The 20,023-nt window shown below is 66.5% G+C and carries 20 protein-coding genes; 9 read left to right on the top strand and 11 right to left on the bottom strand.

Going from position 1 to position 20,023, the window contains the following annotated elements:
* Positions 1–378: 378 nt before the first annotated feature.
* Positions 379–936: a hypothetical protein gene (locus tag RIC54_RS15840; RefSeq protein ID WP_350089899.1), complete on the bottom strand. Its 558-nt coding sequence runs from the start codon at positions 934–936 to the stop codon at positions 379–381.
* A gap of 64 nt (positions 937–1,000) precedes the next feature.
* On the opposite strand from RIC54_RS15840, the gene RIC54_RS15835 reads away from it, so the two are divergent.
* Positions 1,001–2,179 carry a DUF3644 domain-containing protein gene (locus RIC54_RS15835; protein WP_350089896.1) on the top strand — a complete coding sequence of 393 codons (1,179 nt, stop codon included), beginning with the start codon at positions 1,001–1,003 and terminating at the stop codon, positions 2,177–2,179.
* On the opposite strand, the gene RIC54_RS15830 is transcribed toward RIC54_RS15835, so the two are convergent.
* From RIC54_RS15830 to RIC54_RS15815, 4 genes are all read right to left on the bottom strand, one after another.
* Positions 2,166–2,801 (bottom strand): hypothetical protein, encoded by a 636-nt coding sequence (locus RIC54_RS15830; RefSeq protein ID WP_350089893.1) that lies wholly within the window; start codon positions 2,799–2,801, stop codon positions 2,166–2,168. The two genes, RIC54_RS15835 and RIC54_RS15830, sit on opposite strands and share 14 nt — an antisense overlap.
* 141 nt (positions 2,802–2,942) lie before the next feature.
* Positions 2,943–4,847, bottom strand: coding sequence for an ABC transporter ATP-binding protein (locus tag RIC54_RS15825; protein WP_350151187.1), 1,905 nt, complete (start codon positions 4,845–4,847; stop codon positions 2,943–2,945).
* Positions 4,844–6,727: an ABC transporter ATP-binding protein gene (locus tag RIC54_RS15820; RefSeq protein ID WP_350151184.1), complete on the bottom strand. Its 1,884-nt coding sequence runs from the start codon at positions 6,725–6,727 to the stop codon at positions 4,844–4,846. The genes RIC54_RS15825 and RIC54_RS15820 overlap by 4 nt, the downstream gene beginning before the upstream one ends.
* Before the next feature lie 85 nt (positions 6,728–6,812).
* Positions 6,813–7,601 carry a helix-turn-helix domain-containing protein gene (locus tag RIC54_RS15815; protein WP_350089884.1) on the bottom strand — a complete coding sequence of 263 codons (789 nt, stop codon included), beginning with the start codon at positions 7,599–7,601 and terminating at the stop codon, positions 6,813–6,815.
* 80 nt (positions 7,602–7,681) lie between these two features.
* Between RIC54_RS15815 and RIC54_RS15810 the strand changes: the two genes are divergently transcribed.
* Positions 7,682–8,122, top strand: coding sequence for a hypothetical protein (locus RIC54_RS15810; RefSeq protein WP_350089881.1), 441 nt, complete (start codon positions 7,682–7,684; stop codon positions 8,120–8,122).
* 6 nt (positions 8,123–8,128) lie between these two features.
* Here the strand turns inward: RIC54_RS15810 and RIC54_RS15805 are convergent, their stop codons facing one another.
* Positions 8,129–9,067, bottom strand: coding sequence for an SMP-30/gluconolactonase/LRE family protein (locus tag RIC54_RS15805; protein ID WP_350089878.1), 939 nt, complete (start codon positions 9,065–9,067; stop codon positions 8,129–8,131).
* Positions 9,068–9,179: 112 nt separating this feature from the next.
* Between RIC54_RS15805 and RIC54_RS15800 the strand changes: the two genes are divergently transcribed.
* On the top strand, positions 9,180–10,103 hold the full coding sequence (locus RIC54_RS15800; RefSeq protein ID WP_350089875.1) for a pirin family protein: 924 nt from the start codon (positions 9,180–9,182) through the stop codon (positions 10,101–10,103).
* Between the two features lie 9 nt (positions 10,104–10,112).
* Here RIC54_RS15800 and RIC54_RS15795 read toward each other — a convergent pair whose 3' ends face one another.
* Genes RIC54_RS15795 through RIC54_RS15785 form a run of 3 tightly spaced genes read right to left on the bottom strand, consistent with a single transcriptional unit; the run spans position 10,113 to position 11,768 of the window.
* The gene (locus RIC54_RS15795; RefSeq protein WP_350089872.1) at positions 10,113–10,613 is read right to left on the bottom strand and encodes a YMGG-like glycine zipper-containing protein; all 501 of its coding nucleotides are present in this window, start codon (positions 10,611–10,613) and stop codon (positions 10,113–10,115) included.
* A 46-nt stretch (positions 10,614–10,659) separates the two neighbouring features.
* Positions 10,660–11,301: a COG3904 family protein gene (locus RIC54_RS15790; RefSeq protein WP_350089869.1), complete on the bottom strand. Its 642-nt coding sequence runs from the start codon at positions 11,299–11,301 to the stop codon at positions 10,660–10,662.
* Positions 11,286–11,768 (bottom strand): glycine zipper 2TM domain-containing protein, encoded by a 483-nt coding sequence (locus RIC54_RS15785; protein WP_350089866.1) that lies wholly within the window; start codon positions 11,766–11,768, stop codon positions 11,286–11,288. Before RIC54_RS15785 ends, RIC54_RS15790 begins: the two co-directional genes overlap by 16 nt.
* 180 nt (positions 11,769–11,948) lie before the next feature.
* Between RIC54_RS15785 and RIC54_RS15780 the strand changes: the two genes are divergently transcribed.
* From RIC54_RS15780 to RIC54_RS15760, 5 genes are all read left to right on the top strand, one after another.
* Positions 11,949–12,161: a hypothetical protein gene (locus tag RIC54_RS15780; RefSeq protein ID WP_350151182.1), complete on the top strand. Its 213-nt coding sequence runs from the start codon at positions 11,949–11,951 to the stop codon at positions 12,159–12,161.
* Positions 12,162–12,932: an SMP-30/gluconolactonase/LRE family protein gene (locus RIC54_RS15775; RefSeq protein WP_350151179.1), complete on the top strand. Its 771-nt coding sequence runs from the start codon at positions 12,162–12,164 to the stop codon at positions 12,930–12,932.
* Between the two features lie 16 nt (positions 12,933–12,948).
* On the top strand, positions 12,949–13,905 hold the full coding sequence (locus RIC54_RS15770) for a hydroxymethylglutaryl-CoA lyase (RefSeq protein ID WP_350089860.1): 957 nt from the start codon (positions 12,949–12,951) through the stop codon (positions 13,903–13,905).
* Positions 13,906–13,918: 13 nt separating this feature from the next.
* A complete protein-coding gene (locus RIC54_RS15765; RefSeq protein ID WP_350089857.1) occupies positions 13,919–15,052 on the top strand; it encodes a CaiB/BaiF CoA transferase family protein in 1,134 nt (377 codons plus the stop codon).
* Positions 15,053–15,130: 78 nt separating this feature from the next.
* The gene (locus RIC54_RS15760) at positions 15,131–15,727 is read left to right on the top strand and encodes a helix-turn-helix domain-containing protein (RefSeq protein ID WP_350089854.1); all 597 of its coding nucleotides are present in this window, start codon (positions 15,131–15,133) and stop codon (positions 15,725–15,727) included.
* An 18-nt stretch (positions 15,728–15,745) separates the two neighbouring features.
* On the opposite strand, the gene RIC54_RS15755 is transcribed toward RIC54_RS15760, so the two are convergent.
* The gene (locus RIC54_RS15755; protein ID WP_350089850.1) at positions 15,746–16,114 is read right to left on the bottom strand and encodes a response regulator; all 369 of its coding nucleotides are present in this window, start codon (positions 16,112–16,114) and stop codon (positions 15,746–15,748) included.
* On the bottom strand, positions 16,107–19,334 hold the full coding sequence (locus RIC54_RS15750; protein ID WP_350089847.1) for a response regulator: 3,228 nt from the start codon (positions 19,332–19,334) through the stop codon (positions 16,107–16,109). The genes RIC54_RS15755 and RIC54_RS15750 overlap by 8 nt, the downstream gene beginning before the upstream one ends.
* A gap of 263 nt (positions 19,335–19,597) precedes the next feature.
* Between RIC54_RS15750 and RIC54_RS15745 the strand changes: the two genes are divergently transcribed.
* Entirely contained in the window at positions 19,598–20,002 is a 405-nt protein-coding gene (locus RIC54_RS15745; RefSeq protein WP_350089844.1) for a hypothetical protein, read from the top strand.
* Positions 20,003–20,023: the final 21 nt, after the last annotated feature.

The raw sequence follows: 20,023 nt of genomic DNA, 5'->3' as shown, positions 1-20,023 counted from the left end.
TGATGCCGCCTCGGGGGTGGACCGCTAGGGAGCGGACCTCACCGGGGGAGGGGCCTGTCTGCACGCAGCCGTCGAAGCCGCCGCTGAGAAGCAGCGACGGCGTCGGTTCGCGGTGCGGAGGCCAAGATCACCCATGGGCGGACGGTAGTGGTCCGCCGGAACCTATGTCAACGAGGGTTTGTCGCTGTGCTCCCAGACCGCTCGGGATGCTTGGGGTCGACGGTGGTGCTGCGTATGAGTAGCCGCTTTGGGTGGCGAGCGGTCATCCGCTGCGATTGCCCCAGCGGCTGGAGTGCGCCAGGAACGGACGTTCAGGTGTGACCACAAAGCGGACTTGGCCCCTCGGTCCGCGGGGTTTCAAAGCTTCATTCGATTCCCTTAGCGAAGACCGTAAATGCCCAGATTGGTCGCCAGTAGACTGCCATCTTCCAGTCGGTTGAGCGCGACGAAGCCGGCACGTTCGAAGATCGACCAGATCTTCCGCTCCGCACGTGATAGCCAGAGTTGTATGGCAAGCAGACGCCGGCTCATGAGGCGGCAACTCTCCGCGTCGAGATCACCCGGCCACACGCCATCGTGAAAAAGGCGATGGATGAAATAGTCCCGCTTGTTCTTGATCCACTTCAGATAGCGGATGTCGGCCTCGGCGATGTCGTGCCGCTCGAGGATCTTGATGAGCGACCCGAGGGTCGATCCTTGGAGAAGAGCCTTCTTCGCCAGCGACTGCACCCAGCGCTCCGAGTCCGCGCCAAGTGCCTTTTCGAGTCTCACACGGTCGCACATGTGGATCGCGCTGATCAGCATGTCTTCGAACCTACCCACAGCCAAGTATGTCCCAGCCATCTCCTGGCAATAGAGGAACCGGGCCACATCAAGCTCGGACATGCCGTCGATAAGGTCACGAAGCTGCGCCTTCGTAAGATCGGGTCTGAACATTTACGGTCATCGCGCTCGTAAATTGGCCATGCAAGCCTTGCCTTGTCTTGTGTACACTAAGAACATGCTGAGAAATGCCAACAACCGGCTCGAACGCTGGGAGGTAGCGATCATCAAGGCGATGATGGCGACGCCCCCTCAAAAGAACGACCAGGATATTCTGGCATACTTCACGCGGCCAACCCGCTCGATCAATCACGGGCGGATCAAGGACATTCGCGATAGGAAGACCCACACTGGCGTCGCGCCCGCAAGCGCCGACGAGTTGGCCGCCTTCCTGGAGGCTTGGCCCAACGTCGACGGCAGCGGCCTGCACCTGATCGGCGACGAGTTGCTGATCAAGGCGCGAGAGGCGATGCTGCAAGCGGTCCAAGGGTTCAATAACCCCCGGGCTCACTTTAAGTCCGAGGTATTCATCGTCACGGCAGTGATCGCCTGGACCTATCTGATGCACGCCCACTTCAAGCGCGTCGGCGTCGACTACCGGCACCGGGACCGGCGCACGGGGGACGTCCTGAAGACGCGCCATGGCGCCGACAAACATTGGGAGCTGGAGCATTGCCTGGGCGACGCCGACTGCTCGCTCGACGAGGCGACCAAGACGAACCTCAAGTTTCTCATCGAGATCCGGCACGAAATCGAACACCAGATGACGCGCCGTATTGACGACATGATCAGTGCCAAGCTCCAGGCCTGCTGCTTGAACTTCAACGCAGCGCTGAAGGCAATGTTCGGGGCGGAATACGGTCTGGACCGCGAGCTTGGCCTCGCCCTGCAATTCGTTGGCATCGCGAAATCGCAGCGCGACCTCTTGCTAAAGGACACAGACCTGCCGGCGCATTTGATCGCCGCGCACACCGCCTTTGAAGATGGCCTGCCGGACGCTGTGATCCGCGACCCAAAGTACGCTTATCGCGTCGCCTACGTGGAGCGGTCGGTCAACTCTAAGGGCAAGGCCGACCAGGTCATCGAGTTCATCAGACCGGACTCGGCGGAGGGGCAGGAGATCGTTCGAGTGTTGGTGAAGGAGTCAGAGCGTAAGAAGTACAAGCCTAAGGACGTTATAAAGCTCATGCAACGGGAGGGTCATCCCGGTTTCAACCAGTATGCCCATCAACTCCTCTGGAAAGCGGCCGACGCTAAGAACCCCGCCCACAAGTTCGGCATCGAACTCCGACCGGGCGACTGGTGGTGGTACGACAAATGGGTTGACTACGTGCGCACCCAGCTTAAGGCCCGATGATTTCGGGGCTCTGGGAGAGCGAGTCCTCGAGCTCCATAAGCTGGCACCGCCACCAATAGACGGCTTGGCGAAACAGCTGGAATGCGTCCTGACCGTCTGCGAACACCACGTGCTGCCCATCTTCACCCGGCACAAGCTGGGCGCCAAACGAGTACGTCTTCAAAAGGTTATTCCTCTCCTTCTCGATAAACTCCCAGAAGATCCACGACTCGTCGCGATCTGATTTGAATCGGTCCCAAAGGGTGACAATCGCTCGGGAATGCTGAGCGGAGGACTTTGCATCGACCTTTGCCAAGACATGGCCGATGGTCCTCAGGAGTGAGATCCCAGCCACCCAGTAGAGGCGCCATTCCGGGAGCTCTTCATCTCCGTCCGCTACGTCAGAATTCTGGAAATGGAAGAGAATTCCAACGCAGTCCCAGAAGGGGTCCCACGCTTTGAGCGTCTGCCTCGGCGGGCTGCGAGTGAAAATATCGCCTGTGACATAGTCAGTCATCGGCACCACGTTGAAATTACCCGTCCGGCCCTGCGGTTTTTTGAGCGGTAGGCTTGGCCAAAGAGTCCCGCACACATAGGCCGGTGAAGATAACGCCATGAAGCCTACTTTGCGAACGTCAGCCAAGCGTCATCCTGCGTCGCAGGGCGTCCGGGTTTCGACGGCCGCTTCGGGTCTCAATCAAGCCGTTCAACGCCAGACGCCGATGACAGCAATGGGTCGAAATCGGACGCTCTGCTCACTCAAAGACCGATACATTTACCCCCCTCACGTCCGCTGCCCGCCGTCGCTCAGCGCCCGTTCCAGTTCCTCGGGCGGGATGTCGTCGAACGAGGCGTAGTTCATCCGGTACAGCCTTGCGTACAGGCCGTTGGCGGCGATCAGGGCGTCGTGGCTGCCTTCCTCGACGATCCGGCCGTCCTGCAGGACGATGATCCGGTCGGCGCCGCGGATGGTGGCCAGCCGGTGGGCGATCACCAGGGCGGTGCGGCCCTCCAGCAGGCGGGCGAGTGCGCGCTGAATCTCCAGCTCGGTGTAGCTGTCGACGCTGGCGGTCGCCTCGTCGAGCACCAGGATGCGGGCGTCGGCGACCAGGGCGCGGGCGAAGCTGAGCAGTTGGCGCTGGCCGAGCGACAGGTTGGCGCCGCGCTGGTCGAGCTCGGTGGCGTAGCCCTTGGGCAGGCGGCTGATGAAGTCGTGGGCGCCGACCGCGGTGGCGGCGGCCACCACCTGCTCGTGGCTGGCGCCGGCGGTGGCGTAGCGGATGTTCTCCTCGATGGTGGCGGAGAACAGGAACGGCTCCTGCAGCACCATGGCGATGTGCCGGCCCAGCGAGTGCTGGGTGACCGCGCGCACGTCGCGGCCGCCGACGATCACCTCGCCCTGCCAGACGTCGTAGAACCGGTGCACCAGGGCGGTGGTGCTGGTCTTGCCCGAGCCGGTCGGCCCGACCAGGGCCACGGTCTCGCCGGGGGCGACCTTGAAGCTGATGTCCTGCAGCACCGGCTTGCCGGGCTCGTAGCCGAAGGTGACGCCTCGGAACTCGATGGCGCCGTCGATCTCGGCCGGGTCCTCGGCGTCCGGGGCGTCCCGGACCTCGACGTCGACGTCGGTGACCTCGAAGATCCGCTGCCCGGCGGCCATGGCGCGCTGCATGATGCTGTACTGCAGGGTCAGCGAGCGGATCGGGTCGAAGAACCGCTGGACGTAGAACAGGAACGCCACCATCACGCCGATGTCGAGGCTCCGGTCCAGCACCATCGAGCCGCCGAGCACGATGACGATCGCCATCGCCGACCCGGTCAGGGTGTCGACGATCGGGATCATCACGTTGGTGAACTTCGACGCGGTCAGGTGGGTCAGCAGGTTGCGCCGGGCCTTGGCCTCGAACAGCCCGAAATTGACGTCCTCGCGGCCCAGCTCCTGGATGGCGCGGATGCCGTGGACGTTCTCGGCCAGCGCGCCGTTGACCGAGGAACTGGCCTCGCGCGCCGCCATGAACGCCTTGCGGGCCAGCGGCAGCCAGATGATCTGTACCATCAGCAGCAGCGGCACCACCGACAGGGTCAGCCCGCCGAGCGCGGGGTCCAGGCTCAGCATCACCGCGACGATGCCGAACAGCAGCACGATGTCGCCGATCGCGAAGATCGAGGATTCCAGGAACTCCTGCAGGGCGTAGACGTCGCCCTGCAGCCGCGACATCAGCCGGCCGACCTCGGTCTTGTCCATGAACGACAGCGAGACGACCTGCAGGTGCGCGTACATCGCCCGGCGCAGGTCGAACAGCAGGTTCTGGGCGGTCTTGCTGACCGTGGTCTCCATCAGGTGGTTGGCGGCGTAGTTCAGCGTCACCACCCCGGCGAACACCGCGATGAACCAGTGCAGCAGGTCGATGTCGGTGGCGCCTTCCACCAGCGCGTGGTCGATGGCGGCGCGCACGATCAGCGGGATGGTCAGCTGGGTGACGGTGAAGGTCAGCACCGCCGCCACGCCCAGCGCGATCCGGGTCTTGTAGGGGGTGAGGTAGGTCAGGAAGCGCTTGACCACCCACGGGTCGAAGGCGCGGCCGAACAGCTCCTCGTCCTGGTCGATCTGCGAGCCGACCACCGCCAGCGGCGGCCGCTCCTGCTGCTCCGACGGGTGCGGGGCGGGCGAAGTGGTCTCGGTGCTCACGCCGTGCCCTCCCGGTCGGTTGTCGCCTCGGCGCCGCGGGCCTGCAGGTCGTAGAGCTGGCGGTAGCGGCCGTCGGCATCCGCCATCAGTTCGTCATGGCTGCCGCGCTCGACGATCCGGCCGCCCTCGACGAACAGGATCTCGTCGGCGTGCATCAGCGAGCTGAGGCGGTGGGCGATCACGATCACCGCCCGGTCGGCGACGAAGCCCTTCAGCGCCTCGCGGATCCGCCGCTCGGTGGCGGCGTCGACGGCGGCGGTGGAATCGTCGAACACCAGCACCTTGGCTTCCGGCAGCAGGGCGCGGGCGATCGACAGGCGCTGGCGCTGGCCGCCGGACAGCGACACCCCGCGCTCGCCGACCAGGGTCTGGTAGGCCTGGGGCAGGGCCTTCACGTAGTTGTGCAGCTGGGCCATCTGCGCCGACCGCTCGATGTTCGGCCGGCCGGCCCACGGGTCGCCGTAGGCGACGTTGTGGTCGATGCTCGCGGTGAACAGGAACGGCTCCTGCTGGACGATACTGACCGCGTCGCGCAGCGAGCGCAGGGTTACCCCGCGGATGTCCTGGCCGTTGATGGTGATGCGCCCGGCGCTCACATCGTAGTATCGGCCGATCAGCTGGGCGATCGTGGTCTTGCCGGCACCCGGCGGCCCGACGATGCCGATCATGTGGCCGGGCCGCGCCTCGAAGCTGATGTCCGACAGGGTGCGCTCGTCCTTGGCGTGGCTGGGATAGCGGAAGCCGACGTCCTCGAACCGCACCACGCCGCCGGTGACGGCGAGCGGCCTGGCGTCCGGCGCGTCGGCGATCGACGGGATCAGGTCGAGCACGTTGAACAGCCGGCCGCCGCAGGTCGACGCCCGGGCGATCGAGTTGATCATCCAGCCGATCTGGCGCACCGGCATCTGCAGGATCAGCATGAACGCCAGCGCCTCGGTCAGCTGGCCCAGCGTGATGGTGCCGTCGATCACCTTGGTGCCGCCGACCCACAGGGTCAGCCCCATGGCCAGGAAGTAGACGAAGGTCATCTGGGTGGTCGACAGCACGAACAGCCGGACCCGCCGGCTGGCGATCGCCAGCGCGGTGTCGGAGATCCGGTCGTAGCGGATCATCTCGTGGGCCTGGGCGGCGAAGGCGCGGACCACCCGGATGCCGCCCAGGTTTTCCTCCATCACCTTGGTCAGGATCGACATCTGGTCCTGCAGGGCGATCCAGGTGTCGCGCAGCTTCAGCCGGGCGATCGACGCGCGCACCGCCACGATCGGCACGAAGCTGAGCGCCACCAGCGCCAGATCGGTGTCGTTGCGGAACAGCACCACCGCACCGCCGCCGATCAGCACGGTCAGCAGGATCGAGCGCAGCACGCCGGTGTCGACCCACAGCCGCACCCCCTCGATGTCGAGGATGCCGCGGGTCATCAGGTCGCCGGTGTGCACCCGGTCGTGCCAGGACATGCTCAGCGACTGCAGCTTGCGGTAGAAGTCGAGCCGGCGGTGAAAGCCGATCAACTGGCCGACCGCCTCGCCCTGGTAGTTCTGCAGCATGGTGAACACCCCGCGGGCGACCGCCGCGGCCAGCAGCAGCAGGGCGGTGGTCAGCAGTGCGGCTTCGGCCGCCGTCGAATCGACGCTGCCGGTCGTGGCCCCGGCCAGCAGCCCGCGCGCCTGGTCGACCGCCCGTCCGAGATACTGCGGCACCAGCAGCTGGAAGCCGCCGGCGCACAGGGTCGCCACGATCGCCACCGCCATCCGCGCCCGGTGCCGGAACGCCATGGCGGTGATCCGCCACAGCACCGAGGTGTCGAGCTTTGAGACGTCGGTGTTGTAGTCCGCGTCGACTTCAGCGTCGACGCGCTGCGCGCGTTTTGCGGGGCTCGCCATGGGGCGTCCAGGTCAGGGGCAAGTGGATTGCCTCGGGAGTATGGCACGGTCGTTGCGGCATGGGGAGGCACGCGACGGGCGAATTCTATCCCTTCGCCATCGCCTCCAGCACGGCGCGCGAAGCCTCGTCGGCGGGGAAGAAACTCTCGATGCGGATGTCGTGCAGGGCAAGGTCCTGCGGCTCGCCCAGGGTGGTGATGGTGGAGAACAGCCGGACCGTCGCGCCGTCCTTGGCGATGTCGAGGGTCAGCACCGGCGGCAGCGGCACCTGCTCCTCGCTGTCGCGCACGGCACCGCCGGCGGCCCAATGCGGGGCGGCGGGTCCAAGGCGCCGGGCCATGTGCGGCAGCACCTCGTCGCGGTTCTGCAGGTACAGGCCGAGCCCCTCGGGATCGAAGATCCAGGCCGCCAGGTCGATCGATCCGTCGGCCGCGGTCGGCAGGCCGTCGGGTGCGAGGAACGCCAGGATCCGCTCGGCGGCGGCGTTGGCGCGGCGCAGGTGCCAAGCCCGGTCGATGACGATCGCCGGGAACGGTTCCTGCTTGTCCAGGATGAAGGTCAGGGCGGCGTCGATCGCGGCGAGATCCGGGTCGTCGTCGCGGCGCGCCAGGAAGGCCGGTGAGAACCCGGCCGACGACAGCAGGCTGTTGCGGTCGCGCAGCGGCACGTCGAGCGCGCCGGCCAGCGCCACCACCATGTAGCGGCTCGGCCGCGCCCGGCCGGTCTCCAGGAAGCTCAGGTGGCGCTGCGAGGTGCCGGCGTTCAGCGCCAGGTCGAGCTGGCTGACGCCGCGCTGCCGGCGCCAGCGGCGCAGCAGCACGCCGAACTCGTCGGACGGATCGTAGCTATCCTGCAGATCGAGCGCGGTGGCCATGATTACTCCCTGCGTAATTGTGGCACCCCGGCGCGACGGCCGATGGTGCGGGCAGGATACGTCAATGAAAGGAGACGATCATGTCCTTGTTCAGCCATCCCGAGAACGCCCTGCGCCTGGTGCTGCGGCTCAACGCCGGCTCGTCGCTGCTGATCGGCATCGCCATGGCGGCGGCGTCCAGGCCGCTGGCCGCACTGTGCCTGACCAGCCCCGGCCCGTTCCTCGGGCTCGACGGCGCCACCTGGATCCTGCTGGTCGGGCTCGGCCTGTTCCCGTTCGCGGCGTTCGTATTCTGGGTCTCCGCCAGGCCGGCGCAGCGTCCGGCCCTGGTCCGGGCGATCTGCGCCATGGACTGGTCCTGGGTGCTGGCCAGTGCCGCCCTGCTGGTCCTGGGGTGGAGCGCGTTCACCTGGACCGGCGCCATCCTGGTCGACCTGATGGCGGTCGCCGTCGCCGGCTATGCGGTGCTGCAGGCGAAGTTCCTGGGGGCGGTCCGGCCGACGATGGCGTCGGCCGGGTGACCGGGCTCAGGCGTTGGCACCCTCGTTCAGGAAGTTGAGCGGCAGGCCGGGGCGTGGCCAGTCCATGGCGACGAGCCGGCCTGTGCAGCTCAGGGTGATGAAGGCGGTCCGCAGGCCCGGGCCGCCGAACGCGATGTTGGTGCAGTACGGCTCCGGCATCGGGTGGAACTCGAAGGTGCCGGTCGCCGGCGAGGCGACGGTGACGCCGCCGGTGCCCAGCGTGGCGACGCAGATCGCGCCGTCGCGCTCCACCGCCAGGCTGTCGAACCGTCGAAATCCGGCGTCGCAGGCGACCAGCCGGCCGCCGTTCGGCGACGGGAACGGGTGCTTGGCCACCTCGCCCTCGCCGATGATCTCGTAGGCCCACAGCCGCCCACCCTCGGTCTCGGCGACGTACAGGGTCTTCTCGTCCGGCGACAGGCCGATGCCGTTCGGCATCATCATCGGGTAGATCGCTTCCTTGATCAGCCCGGTGTCGGGGCGGCAGTAGTAGACGCCGCCGCGGTCGATCTCGCGCTTGCGGGCCTTTCCGAGATCGGTGAACCACAGCCCGCCGCTCTTGTCGAAGACCAGGTCGTTCGGGCCCTTAAGCGGGTGGCCGTCGCATTCGGTGAACAGCGTCTCGATCGCCCCGGTCTTCAGGTCGACGCGCTCGATCCGGCCGCCGGAATAGTCGCGGGCCTGGCCGATCGTGCGGTGCTCGCCGGTCTCCGGATCGACGTGGAAGTCGAAGCCGCCGTTGTTGCAGATGTAGATCTTGCCGTCGGGGCCCATCGCGGCACCGTTCGGGCCACCGCCGGTCTCGGCGACGATCTCCTTGCGGCCGTCCGGCCAGCAGCGCGTCAGGGTCCGGCGGGCGATCTCGACCACCACGACCGACCCGTCGGCCAATGCCACCGGGCCCTCAGGGAACTGCAATCCATCGGCAAGGGTGCGCAAGCTCATTTCTGGTCTCCTCCCACGGTTGCGGGCAGTATCGGCTTGAAACTCGGTCCGCCGCAAACGCGCTGCGGTCACGAGTGCCGTTCTTGGCAATATCGGTCTTGGGAGGTTGGTCATGAGCGATCGCGGCGACAGCGCGGGCCCGGACTCCGCATCCAATCCGGAAAGCCCGGTCGTGGAGACGGTGATCGTGCCGCGCGCCCATGACATCGGCGGGATGGAGGTCCGGCGCGCCCTGCCGTCGGCCCGGCGACAGATGGTCGGCCCGTTCATCTTCTGGGACCAGATGGGGCCCGCCCGGTTTCCCCTCGGCGAGGGCATCGACGTCCGGCCGCATCCGCACATCGGGCTGTCGACCCTGACCTACCTGTTCGAGGGCGAGATCATGCACCGGGACAGCCTGGGCACCGCCCAGCCGATCCGGCCAGGAGAGGTCAACTGGATGACGGCGGGGCGCGGCATCGTGCACTCCGAGCGGACGGCCACCGAACTGCGGGCCGGCGGTGCCGCCCTCTACGGTATCCAGGCCTGGATCGCCCTGCCGAAGGCGGACGAGGATACCGCACCCGGTTTCACCCACCTGGGTTCCGGCGCGCTGCCGACCATCGAGGCCGAGGGTAAGCGGGTCCGTGTCGTCGCCGGCACGCTGTGGGGCGAAACCTCGCCGGTGCCGAGCTTTTCGGAGATGATCTACGCCGACGCGATCCTGGAGACCGGCTCCAAGCTGCCGGTCCCGGCCGAGCACGAGGAGCGCGCGGTCTACGTGGTCGAGGGCACGGTGTCGATCGCCGGCGACCGCTTCGAGTGCGGGCGCCTGCTGATTTTGCACCCTGGCGACGCGGTCACGGTCGAGGCGGTCAGCAACGCCCGGGTGCTGGTGCTGGGCGGCGAGCCGATGGACGGGCCGCGCTTCATCTGTTGGAACTTCGTCGCGTCGTCGAAGGAGCGGATCGAGGCCGCCAAGGCCGATTGGAAGGCCGGGCGTTTCGATGTCGTGCCGGACGATTCCGAGGAGTTTATCCCGCTGCCGGAGCGGTGAGAGCGTCGCTCAGTTGCTCACCCACCGCTCGTCCTGAAGGCAAAAGCGCTGGGTCCCAGTTCGCTCCCGATCGTTCAGATAGTAGTAGCTTTTCACCTGCTTGCAGAGGTTGCCGCCGTCGAGGACCGGCGGCGACGCGCGTTCGGCCCATCCGAACACGTCCTTGTTCGTCTCGCTCTGCCAGTGGACGGGCCCTCTGATCGAAGCGTTAGCCGATTGGCGGGCCGCGTCCTCGGCACGCAGGCGGTCGGCTTTGTCAAGGGATGCCCAGAACGCACCACCGGCAATCGCTCCAACGACCGCACCGACCAGCACTCCGACGAGTATGTTCTGCCCGGAGAACCCGCCACCGGCGATGGCCGTCCCGGTTGCCGCTCCGGCGCCGGAGGCGGCGCCCACGGCCGCGCCGGCTGCGGCCCCGGAAGGCTGGTCCGATCCGGTCGTCTGGCATCCGGACAACGCGATCGCCGACACGGCGAACACGGCGACTATCCTGCGAACGCGAGCCACCGGCTTCCTCCCTGTGCGCTCCGGGACGGGTGTCGGCCGGAGGCCATCAGCCGACCACATTGACGACGTTGAACCGGCGCATTTCCTGCTCGCTCAGCCAGTGGATATCGAGGTGCGAGGTCGCGAACAGGGTGTCGAACACCTCGACGGCCACGCCCATCCGCACCACGTAGGTTGCGATCATCCCGGCAATGCGGGCCGACATCTGTTCGTTCAGCAGCACGATCAGCCGTATCCGGTCGTCGACCGACATGCGGCGCTCGCTCAGGATCTGCCGGAGCTTGGCGACGTACTCGTCATTACCGGCGGCGGAATGCATGTGCACGCCCAGCCGGCCGGTACCGTCAACACTGCGCAGCACACCGCCCAGGAACGCGAAGAAGCAGGCGCTGGCGCACTCGCGACCGCTGGTGATCCGGGTCGCGACCTGCGCCGCCCGCAGGGTCACGCCGACGTCGATGCCGGCCTTCATGTTGCCGCCCGGGGAGTGCAGCCGCACTTCCATGATCGGTTCGCGGGACAGCGCGTCGAGCACCTTGTTGGCGTCACCGGCCACGAACTCGCCGGACAACGTCAGGATGGTGCCCTGCTTGGTGGTGATACGGTCGAGTTGCAGGGCGTGCGCGACCGAGGTCAGCGCGAACAGGGCAACCAGCGACGCCAAGAGCCGGATCAGGCTTCGGTCCATCGTCCGTCCTGAAGGCAGAAGCGTTTCGTCTCCGTCTGCTCCTGACCGCTCAGATAGTAAATGCTTTTCACCTGCTTGCAGAGGTCGTCGCCATCGAGGGCGGCTGCCGACGCCGGCTCGGCCCAGCCGTGCACGTCCTTGTTCTTCTCGCTCTGCCAGTGCACCACGCCGGCGCTGGGCGCGTTCGCGACCTGGCGAGCGGCGTTCTCGGCCCGCAAGCGGTCGGCGTCATCCAGCGAGGCCCCGATCGCGCCACCGGCGATGGCGCCGACCAGTGCCCCGACCACCACGGCGACCAGCCGGCCCTCGCCGCTGCCGAACTGAGCGCCGGCGGCCGCGCCGGCCAGTCCGCCCAGGAGAAATCCGCTCTGCTGGTTGTTACCCGGGCCGTCTCCGGTGGTCTGGCATCCGGCGAGTGCCAGTGCCGAGATGGCCACCGCCGCGGCCAGCCTGCGTCCCCGCGTCATGAATGCTCCCCATACCCATACGCCGCAAACATTGTCCGCGACGCTCCACCCCAGATTGCAACGATGCCCTGCGCTCAGAGTCTGGGCAATGATTTGCTGCGGTATTTCCTCAGTCGGCGCAAAGCAGTCTTGCGCCGTCGACGCTTTGACGCGCCCGGGCTCGACGATACAGTGCGCGCCATGACGATGCTCTCGCTCGACGATCTGAGCTTCTTCGGCGCCGGGCTGCGGCGGCCGGAGTGCGTGGCCTGCACCGCCGCGGGCCCGGTCTGGGTCAGCCATGCTCTGCCGGAGGGCGGCGGCGGGGTGGCCCGGCTTGACGCCGACGGCCGGCTGCATCCGCTGCTGGCGAAATCGGGCATGCCCGATGACTTCATGCCGAACGGCAGGTGAATGGCGCCGGAGGGCTCGTTCCTGATCGCCAATCTCGGCGAGTCCGGCGGGGTGTGGCGGCTGCGGCCGAACGGGGTGTGCGAGCCGGTGCTGCTGGCGGTCGACGGGGTGACTCTGCCGTCGATCAACTTCGTGCACCGGGCCGAGGACGGTGCGTTGTGGATTTCGGTCAGCACCTGGCGGGCGCCGCGCGACCGGGCGTTCCACCGCGATGTCGCCGACGGCTTCGTGATCCGCATGCCCGATCCGGCGGACCCGGCGTCGGCGCGGATCGTTGCCGACGGGCTGGGTTACGCCAACGAGGTGAAAATCGATCCTTCGGGTGCCTATCTGTATGCCAACGAGACCATGGCTCGGCGTCTGTCGCGTTGGCCGTTGACGCAGGACGGCCTCGGTCGGCGCGAGACGGTGGCCGACTACCTGGACGGCGTGTTCCCGGATGGCTTCGAGTTAGATGCCGAGGGCGGCGTGTGGTGTGCAAGCGTGATGAGCAACCGGGTGGTCCGGGTGGCGCCGGACGGCACCCAGTCGGTGGTGCTGGAGGACTGCGAGCAGGCCGCCGTGGACGCCGCGATGATCAACTGGCTCGACGGCACGTTCAGCCGGGCCGACATGAACGTCGGAGCCACCCGCCGGCTGGCCAACATCGCCAGCATCACCTTCGGCGGTCCGGATCTGCGGACCGCCTATCTTGGTTCGCTCGCCGGGGAGAGCCTGGTGACCTTCCGCTCGCCGGTGGCCGGCGCCGTGCCGCCGCATTGGCATTTCTGACGACAGGAGACGATCGATGGCTGAGGTAAGCCCCATTACGGCCGGTCACCGGGTTGAGGTGACCGAAGTCGGGCCGCGCGACGGCATCCAGGCCGACGCGACCTTCGTGCCGACCGAGCACAAGATTGCCCTGATCAACCGGCTGACCGAGGCCGGCGTGCCGCGGATCGAGGCGACCTCGTTCGTCTCGCCGCGCGCCGTGCCGCAGCTGGCCGACGCCGCCGAGGTGATGAAGGGCGTGAAGCGCTCCAAGAACACCGTGCTGGCCGCCCTGGTGCCGAACGCCCGCGGCGCGATCCGAGCCGCCGAGGCCGGTGTCGACCAGATCGTGGTCTTCATGTCGGCTTCTGAGAGCCACAACCTGAAGAACGTGAACTGCACGGTTGCGGAATCCCTGAAGGCGTTCGAGGAGGTCGCGAAGATCGCCCATGATTCCGGGATCCCGGTGCACGGCGCCATCGCCACTTCCTTCGGTTGCCCGTTCGAGGGCGACGTTCCGGTCGCCCAGGTGGCGCGGATCGCCAAGGCGTACCAGGACATGGGCTTCGTCGGCATGAGCTTCGGCGACACCACCGGCATGGCGACCCCGCCGCTGGTGAAAGAGCGGGTCCTGGCCGTGCGCGACGCGGCGCCGAAGCTGTCCCAGGTGCTGCACTTCCACAACACCCGCGGTATCGGCCTCGCCAACGTCATGGCCGGGCTCTCCGTTGGCGTCGACCGCTACGAGAGTTCGATCGGCGGTACCGGCGGCTGCCCGTTCGTGCCGAAGGCCACCGGCAACATCTGCACCGAGGATCTGCTGTACCTGCTGCACGAAATGGGCATCGAGACCGGCATCGATCTGCGCAAGCTGATGGGCATGGCCAGCGACATGCAGTCGGTCCTGGGCCGCGAATTGCCGGGGCAGATCATGAAGGCCGGACTGCGGCTCGACCTGCATCCCATGGAGTCCGTCCGGACGGCCGTCGGCTGACCGGGGACAGTTGATGAGTGCATTAGCCGGTATTCGAGTCGTCGACCTCACGCGGATTCTCGCGGGGCCGTTCTGCACGCAACTGCTTGCCGACATGGGCGCGGAGGTCATCAAGATCGAACCGCCCGGGGGCGATCCGGTGCGTGCCCAGGGTGCGGTGGTCGACGGCTACTCCTGGTACTTCGCCCAGTTCAACCGCAACAAGAAGTCGGTCGTCCTTGACCTCTACACCGACGAGGGCAAGACGGCGCTGACCCGCCTGATCGAGACCGCCGATGTCCTGGTGGAGAACTACCGGCCCGGAGTGCTCGCCAAGATGGGCTTCGGCGACGCCCGGCTGGAGGAACTGAACCCACGGCTGATCACCGCCAGCGTCAACGGCTACGGCTCGACCGGGCCGTATGTCGACCGGCCCGCCTTCGACTTCATCGCCCAGGCTATGAGTGGTTTCATGGCGGTGAACGGCGATCCGGACGGCCCGCCACGGCGGGCGGCGCCGCCGATCTCCGACCTCGTTGCCGGCCTGTACAGCGCGTTCGGCGTGGTGTCGGCCCTTGAGGGTCGTCACCGCACCGGCCGCGGCCAGAAGGTGGAATCGACCCTGACCGGCGGCCTGATGTCGATGATGGCCTATCTGTCGGCCGAGTACTTCGCGACCGGCCGCAATCCGACCCGCACCGGCAACGATCATCCGATCGTGGCACCCTATGGCTTGTTCGAAGCCGCCGATGGTGAGATCGCGGTATCTCCGTCGCACGATGTGATGGTCGCGCGGTTCCTTGGCGTGCTCGGCCTTGCCGATCTGCTGAACGAACCGGACTATGCCGACAACGCCCGGCGCATGGCCAACCGTCCGGCGCTGAACGCGCTGATCAACGAGGTCACTCGAACCCGGCCGGTCGACCACTGGATCGAGGCGATCAACAAGGCCGGCTGCCCGTGCGGCCGGGTGATGGGCCTGGACGAGGTGTTCACCGACCCGCAGGTTCTGGCCCAGGACATGGTGGTCGAGTCGGTTCGGCCCGGCCGGACGCCGATCAGGATGACCGGGTTCCCGGTGAAGATGTCCGGGACGCCGTGCACCGTGCACTTGCCGCCGCCGGAACTGGGCGAACACACCGAGGAGGTACTGGCCAGCCTGCGCTGACGTTTGCGGACTCCGGTTGAACGAAAGTGCCGGGCGGCGTAGGAGTCTGCCCATCCGACGTGCCGGAAACCGTGTGCCATGAAGATCGGCCCGCTCCTCAAACGCGCCCGCGCCTTGCGCCGCTGGAAACAACAGGCGGTGGCCGATCTGGCCGGCGTCGCGCAGACAACGGTATCGCGCTGGGAATCCGGAGAGGTGGAGCCTTCGGCGGAGCACTTGCGACGGCTGGCTCCGGTTCTCTCGACGGTCTCCGACCTAACCCGTGACAGCGGGCTCAAGCGGCTGGTGGTGACGTCGCCCCTGGCAGTCCACCTGATCTGCGATCTGTCCCACCGTCTGCTGGCGGCCTCGCCGGCCCGCGAGGCGGAATGGCTGGTGCCGGCCAGCGACCTGCACGGCGAACCGTTGTTTCCGTTCGCCACCGACGAGATCCGCGAGGCCGAGAGCCGGCTCGACGGCATCGGCTGGTTCGCTGACGCCACCACCGGCGCGGTCCTGTGGGTCCGTGGCCGGGAGCGGGCAGCGACGATCCGGATGGCGACCGGCTATTGCGTGTGGGAGCGGCTGCTGCTGAACGACGGCAGCCCGGCCCGGCTCGTTACGACCCTGCCGCCGGGCATGCTGCCGGACAGCGGGTTGATCCGGTTGTTCGACGAGGACCCGCGGGGCACGTGACCGCCGCGGCTCGCTTCGTCAACGACGGTCGAGGATCGCCTGGGTGAGTGCCGCGATGAGTTGTTCGGGGTTGTATGGCTTCTGCAGAACCGCAACTCCCGGCCAGTTTGAGTCTTCTGGCGCCATGCCGTAGCCGGTTGCGAACACGAAAGGGACCGATCGTTGGACGAGCAGGTCGGCGACGGCGTCACTTCGCTTGCCGTTCAGGTTGAGATCGAGCAGGGCGGCATCCGGTGAACTGGCGTCGACCAGCTTGATCGCGTCTTCAACACTCGTCGCCGGCCCAATAACCGTGGCGCCGAACTCGATCAGCGTGTCTTCCACGGTCATCGCGATAATTGGCTCATCCTCGACCACGAGGACCCGCTTGCCCGATAGATCACTCATGGCGTTCTCCTTGGGGTAGCGGAGCGTCGATCTCACAGACCAAGCCCGAGGGCTTGAAGTCCAGACGGACGGTGCCCCGCAGTTCCGCCGCAAGCGCACGCTCGATCATCTGCGTTCCAAAGCCGCGCCGCGTCGGTGGGCGAACGGTCGGTCCGCCGGTCTCCCGCCAGACGATGCTGATCCTGGGCTCGGTGTCTTGCGCGATCGACCAGGTCATGGAGACGCTCCCTTCCGCGGTGGACAGGGCGCCATGCTTGGCGGCGTTGGTGCACAACTCGTGCAGCGCGATCGCGATGGTCACGGCGGTCTTCGGCAACAGGGACACCGAAGGGCCGGCGGCACGGATCCTTCGCGCCTCGTCGTGGTGCGCGCACATGACTTCGCCAGCGATCGACGCCAGATCGGTCGATTCCCAGTTCTGGCGGGTCAGCAGATCGTGGGCGGTCGCCAGTGCGGCGAGACGCCCCGCGAACGCTTCGCGCGCCAGGTCCAGGTCGAAGGCGTCCTTGAACGTCTGCTGGCTGATGGCCTGAACGATCGCCAGCGTATTCTTGACGCGATGGTTCAACTCGTTGATCAGCAACCGGAGGTGCTGCTGTTGCAGGCTCTGTTGCGTGACGTCGTGACCTTCCACGATGATGCCCGTCACCTTTCCGTTGGGGTCGGTGATTGGCTCGTAGACGAAGTTCAGGAACAGGTCCTGCGGAGGCGATTCCGGAGACAACTGCAACCGCAGCGGCATGTTCTCGCCGACGAAGCGCTCGCCGGTCCGATAGACTCTGTCGAGAATTTCGAGAAAGCCCTGCTCGGCGATGTCCGGGAACGCCTCCTTGACCGACCGCCCCAGCAACCTCCTCTTGCCAACCAGGCGCACATACGCGGCATTGGCAAACTCGAACGTGTGATCCGGCCCTCGTAGGATCGCCATGAAGCTTGGTGCCTGGTCGAACAGATCCCGAAAGCGCGCATACTCGTCGCGGATGGTTTTCGCGGCGTTCAGCCGGACTTTGGAAAGCTCGATCGCTGAGGCGACGCGTGCGAACAGTTCCCGGCTGGAGAATGGCTTGACGATGTAGTCGTCGGCTCCGGCGTCGAGACCCTCGATCTTGGCTTCCTGACCCGCGCGGGCGGACAGCATGATGAGGGGGATGTCTCGGGTGGCTTCCCTGTCTCGCAGCGCACGCAGCAATCCGAAGCCGTCGAGCTTCGGCATCATCACGTCCGACAGGACCAGGTCCGGCCGTCGTCTTTCGACGGCAGACAACGCTTCCAGTCCGTCAGAGGCTACCTCGACATGGTAGCCGCCGCCCTCGAGCAGATGACGGATGTAGTCGCGCATGTCGGGATTGTCATCGGCGATCAGCACACGATGGCCGGTGCTCGCTGCGGACCTCCCCGGCACGCTGGCCGGTTCGCTGGCCAGGGTATTCGGGTGTGTGGCGTTTCCAACCGGAAGCCAACGCAACGCTTCGGCAACAAACCCGCTGGAGCGTGAACTGGCCGACACCGGTTGCTCGTCCTGGCCGACATGCTCGCGAGGCAGATGTTCGCTGCCATATGGGAGCGTCACCGTGAACGAACTGCCTTTGCCGTGCTGGCTTTGGACCGACAGGGTGGCGCCGTGCAGGTTCACCAGTTCCTGGACCAGTGCCAGTCCAATGCCGCTGCCTTCGATTGATCGTCCCAGTACGCCCTCGATCCGGTGGAAGCGTTCGAACAGGCGTGGCAGTTCATCGGCCGGGATGCCGACGCCAGTATCGCGGACGGAAACAATCGCGCTGCGGCCGTCGGCGGCCGGGCCGACATCCACGATGATCTCGCCTTCCAGCGTGAATTTGAACGCGTTCGAGACGAGGTTGAGAATGATGTTCTCCCACATGTCGCGATCCAGATAGACCGATTGCGGCAGTGGCGTTGCGCGCACGTTCAGCGCAAGACCGGCTTTCTCGGTCGCAGAGCGAAAGCTGGACACGAGGTCGGTCGTGAGCTTCACGAGATCGGTCGGTCGGTAGAACGCGTTCATCCGGCCGGCCTCAATGCGGGAGAAGTCCAGCAGGCTGTTCACCAGCTTCAGCAGTCTCAGGCTGTTGCGGTGAACCGCTTCCAGCCTGGTGCGGTGAGCGTCGTCCAGACCGCGGTCGTCGGCCAGCGTGTCTTCCAGCGGTCCGAGCATCAGCGTCAATGGAGTGCGGAACTCGTGGCTGACATTGGAGAAGAACACGGTCTTCGCCCGGTCGATCTCGGCCAACGCTTCGGCGCGCTTGCGTTCGAGGTCAAGGGTCTCGGCGTCCGCGACGACGGCCGCCAGGTTTGATGCGCAGGTGTCGATGAAAGCTCGGTAGGGCTCATCCCAGTGGAGGCGCGGGCTGAGTGCGGAGACGATCATTCCTGCCGGGGCAGTACTTCCCGGCGGCACGACCGTGCGACACGCAACGCGCGTCACCGGCTCGGGCCATGGCGGGCAGACGATACCTTCCTCCAACTCCACCATGCCGTCCGCGTGCACGCCGCCAGCCGCACTCCGCAACGCCAGCAGTGCAGGGGTCCGCGCCCCGTCCGGTCCAGCGAAGGCGGAGATGGACCAGGCTCCGTCCTCGTCCGGAGCCCCGATCGCGACGAACGGGACGTCTTCCCGGCACGATGCGATCGTCTCCGCGGCATGGTGGAAGATGGCGGACCGGTCGACCTGCGCCTGCTTGGCCGCGACGTCCTTGAGAACCCGTTGGCGCCGCTCCCGGAGCACCCGGTCGGTGGTTTCCAGAACCGTGACGAAAACCCCGCCAGCCTCTCCTGTCTCCAGCAACACGGGGCTGTAGGAGAATACGAAGTAGCACTCCTCGGGGAATCCGAAGCGGTTGAGTGCCAGCAGCTGGTCAATGAATGTCGATGCCTGGGCCTTTTCGAGAACCGTTCGAAACATTGGCCCGATGAAGTCCCAGATCTCGGCAAACGTATCGGCGGTCCCCGTACCGAGTGCTCCGGGATGCTTTGTATCGCCCAGGATCGGGCGGTACGCATCGTTGTAGATCTGGATGAAGCTCGGCCCCCACGCGAGGTACATGGGGTAGCCGGAGTTCAAAAGCAGTCCGACCGCAGTCTTCAGGCATTGCGGCCAGTTCTCCGGCGGTCCGAGTTCCGATCGTGACCAGTCGTGGGCGCGCAACAGGCCGCCCATTTCCCCGCCGCCGGACAGGAAGCTCCGCTGCTCGCCGTCCCTCATCCCTGTTCCCTGTCGTCCCGTTCCACCCGAACCATTCAACCGCATCACGTGGCCTCGGTTCCACAAGATATGGACGTGCCGCGGACAGTGCGGCGGCAGTTCAGCAGGAGAACCGAGGAAGCATCCCTGTTTTGCGATGCGTCCTGCAAGTCGTGCAGTCGAGGACCGGCAGTGTCGGGTGCTGGTGCCGCATAAGTTATGCGTGGCTGCTCTGGCGCGTGACACTTACCGTTCAGGTCATGAACGGATCAGGGAACAAATCCATGCGCGCCGCCGATTGGGCGATTGCCGAGCTTGTACAGTCGGCCGCCCGGTCGACCGCAAGCGAGCACGGGAGTGCTGAACGGGCATGGACCGCGGCACTGTCCGCCATTCTGCTCGCGCGTCACTTGGAGCACCCGGTGGATCTGTTGCGTGTGCTGGAAATGATCGTTGTCGGAGCCCTTGATCGGCCGAGGGCGGACATCAGGTCCGCGCTCGATCCGGACAATGGGCTGCACGCCTTTGCACTGCTGCTCGAGCTCGAGAACGCCGGCACGTCAGAGGCGCGTCTGGTCCACGCCCTGGTCGCCTCGGGCAGCGGCAGGGCAGTACCGGTCACCGACCGGTTCCTGGGGCGTTTTCTCGACGCGATGTCCGATGAGGCGTCGCTGAACGCCGCCGGTTGACGCTGCGGTCCGGGCGACCGA

It is taken from the genome of Thalassobaculum sp., from assembly GCF_040219215.1.
In the GTDB taxonomy this organism is placed as follows: Bacteria; Pseudomonadota; Alphaproteobacteria; order Thalassobaculales; family Thalassobaculaceae; genus Thalassobaculum_A.
The sequence above is the reverse complement of the archived record's forward strand: the minus strand, read 5'-3'. Positions and strand labels throughout refer to the sequence as shown.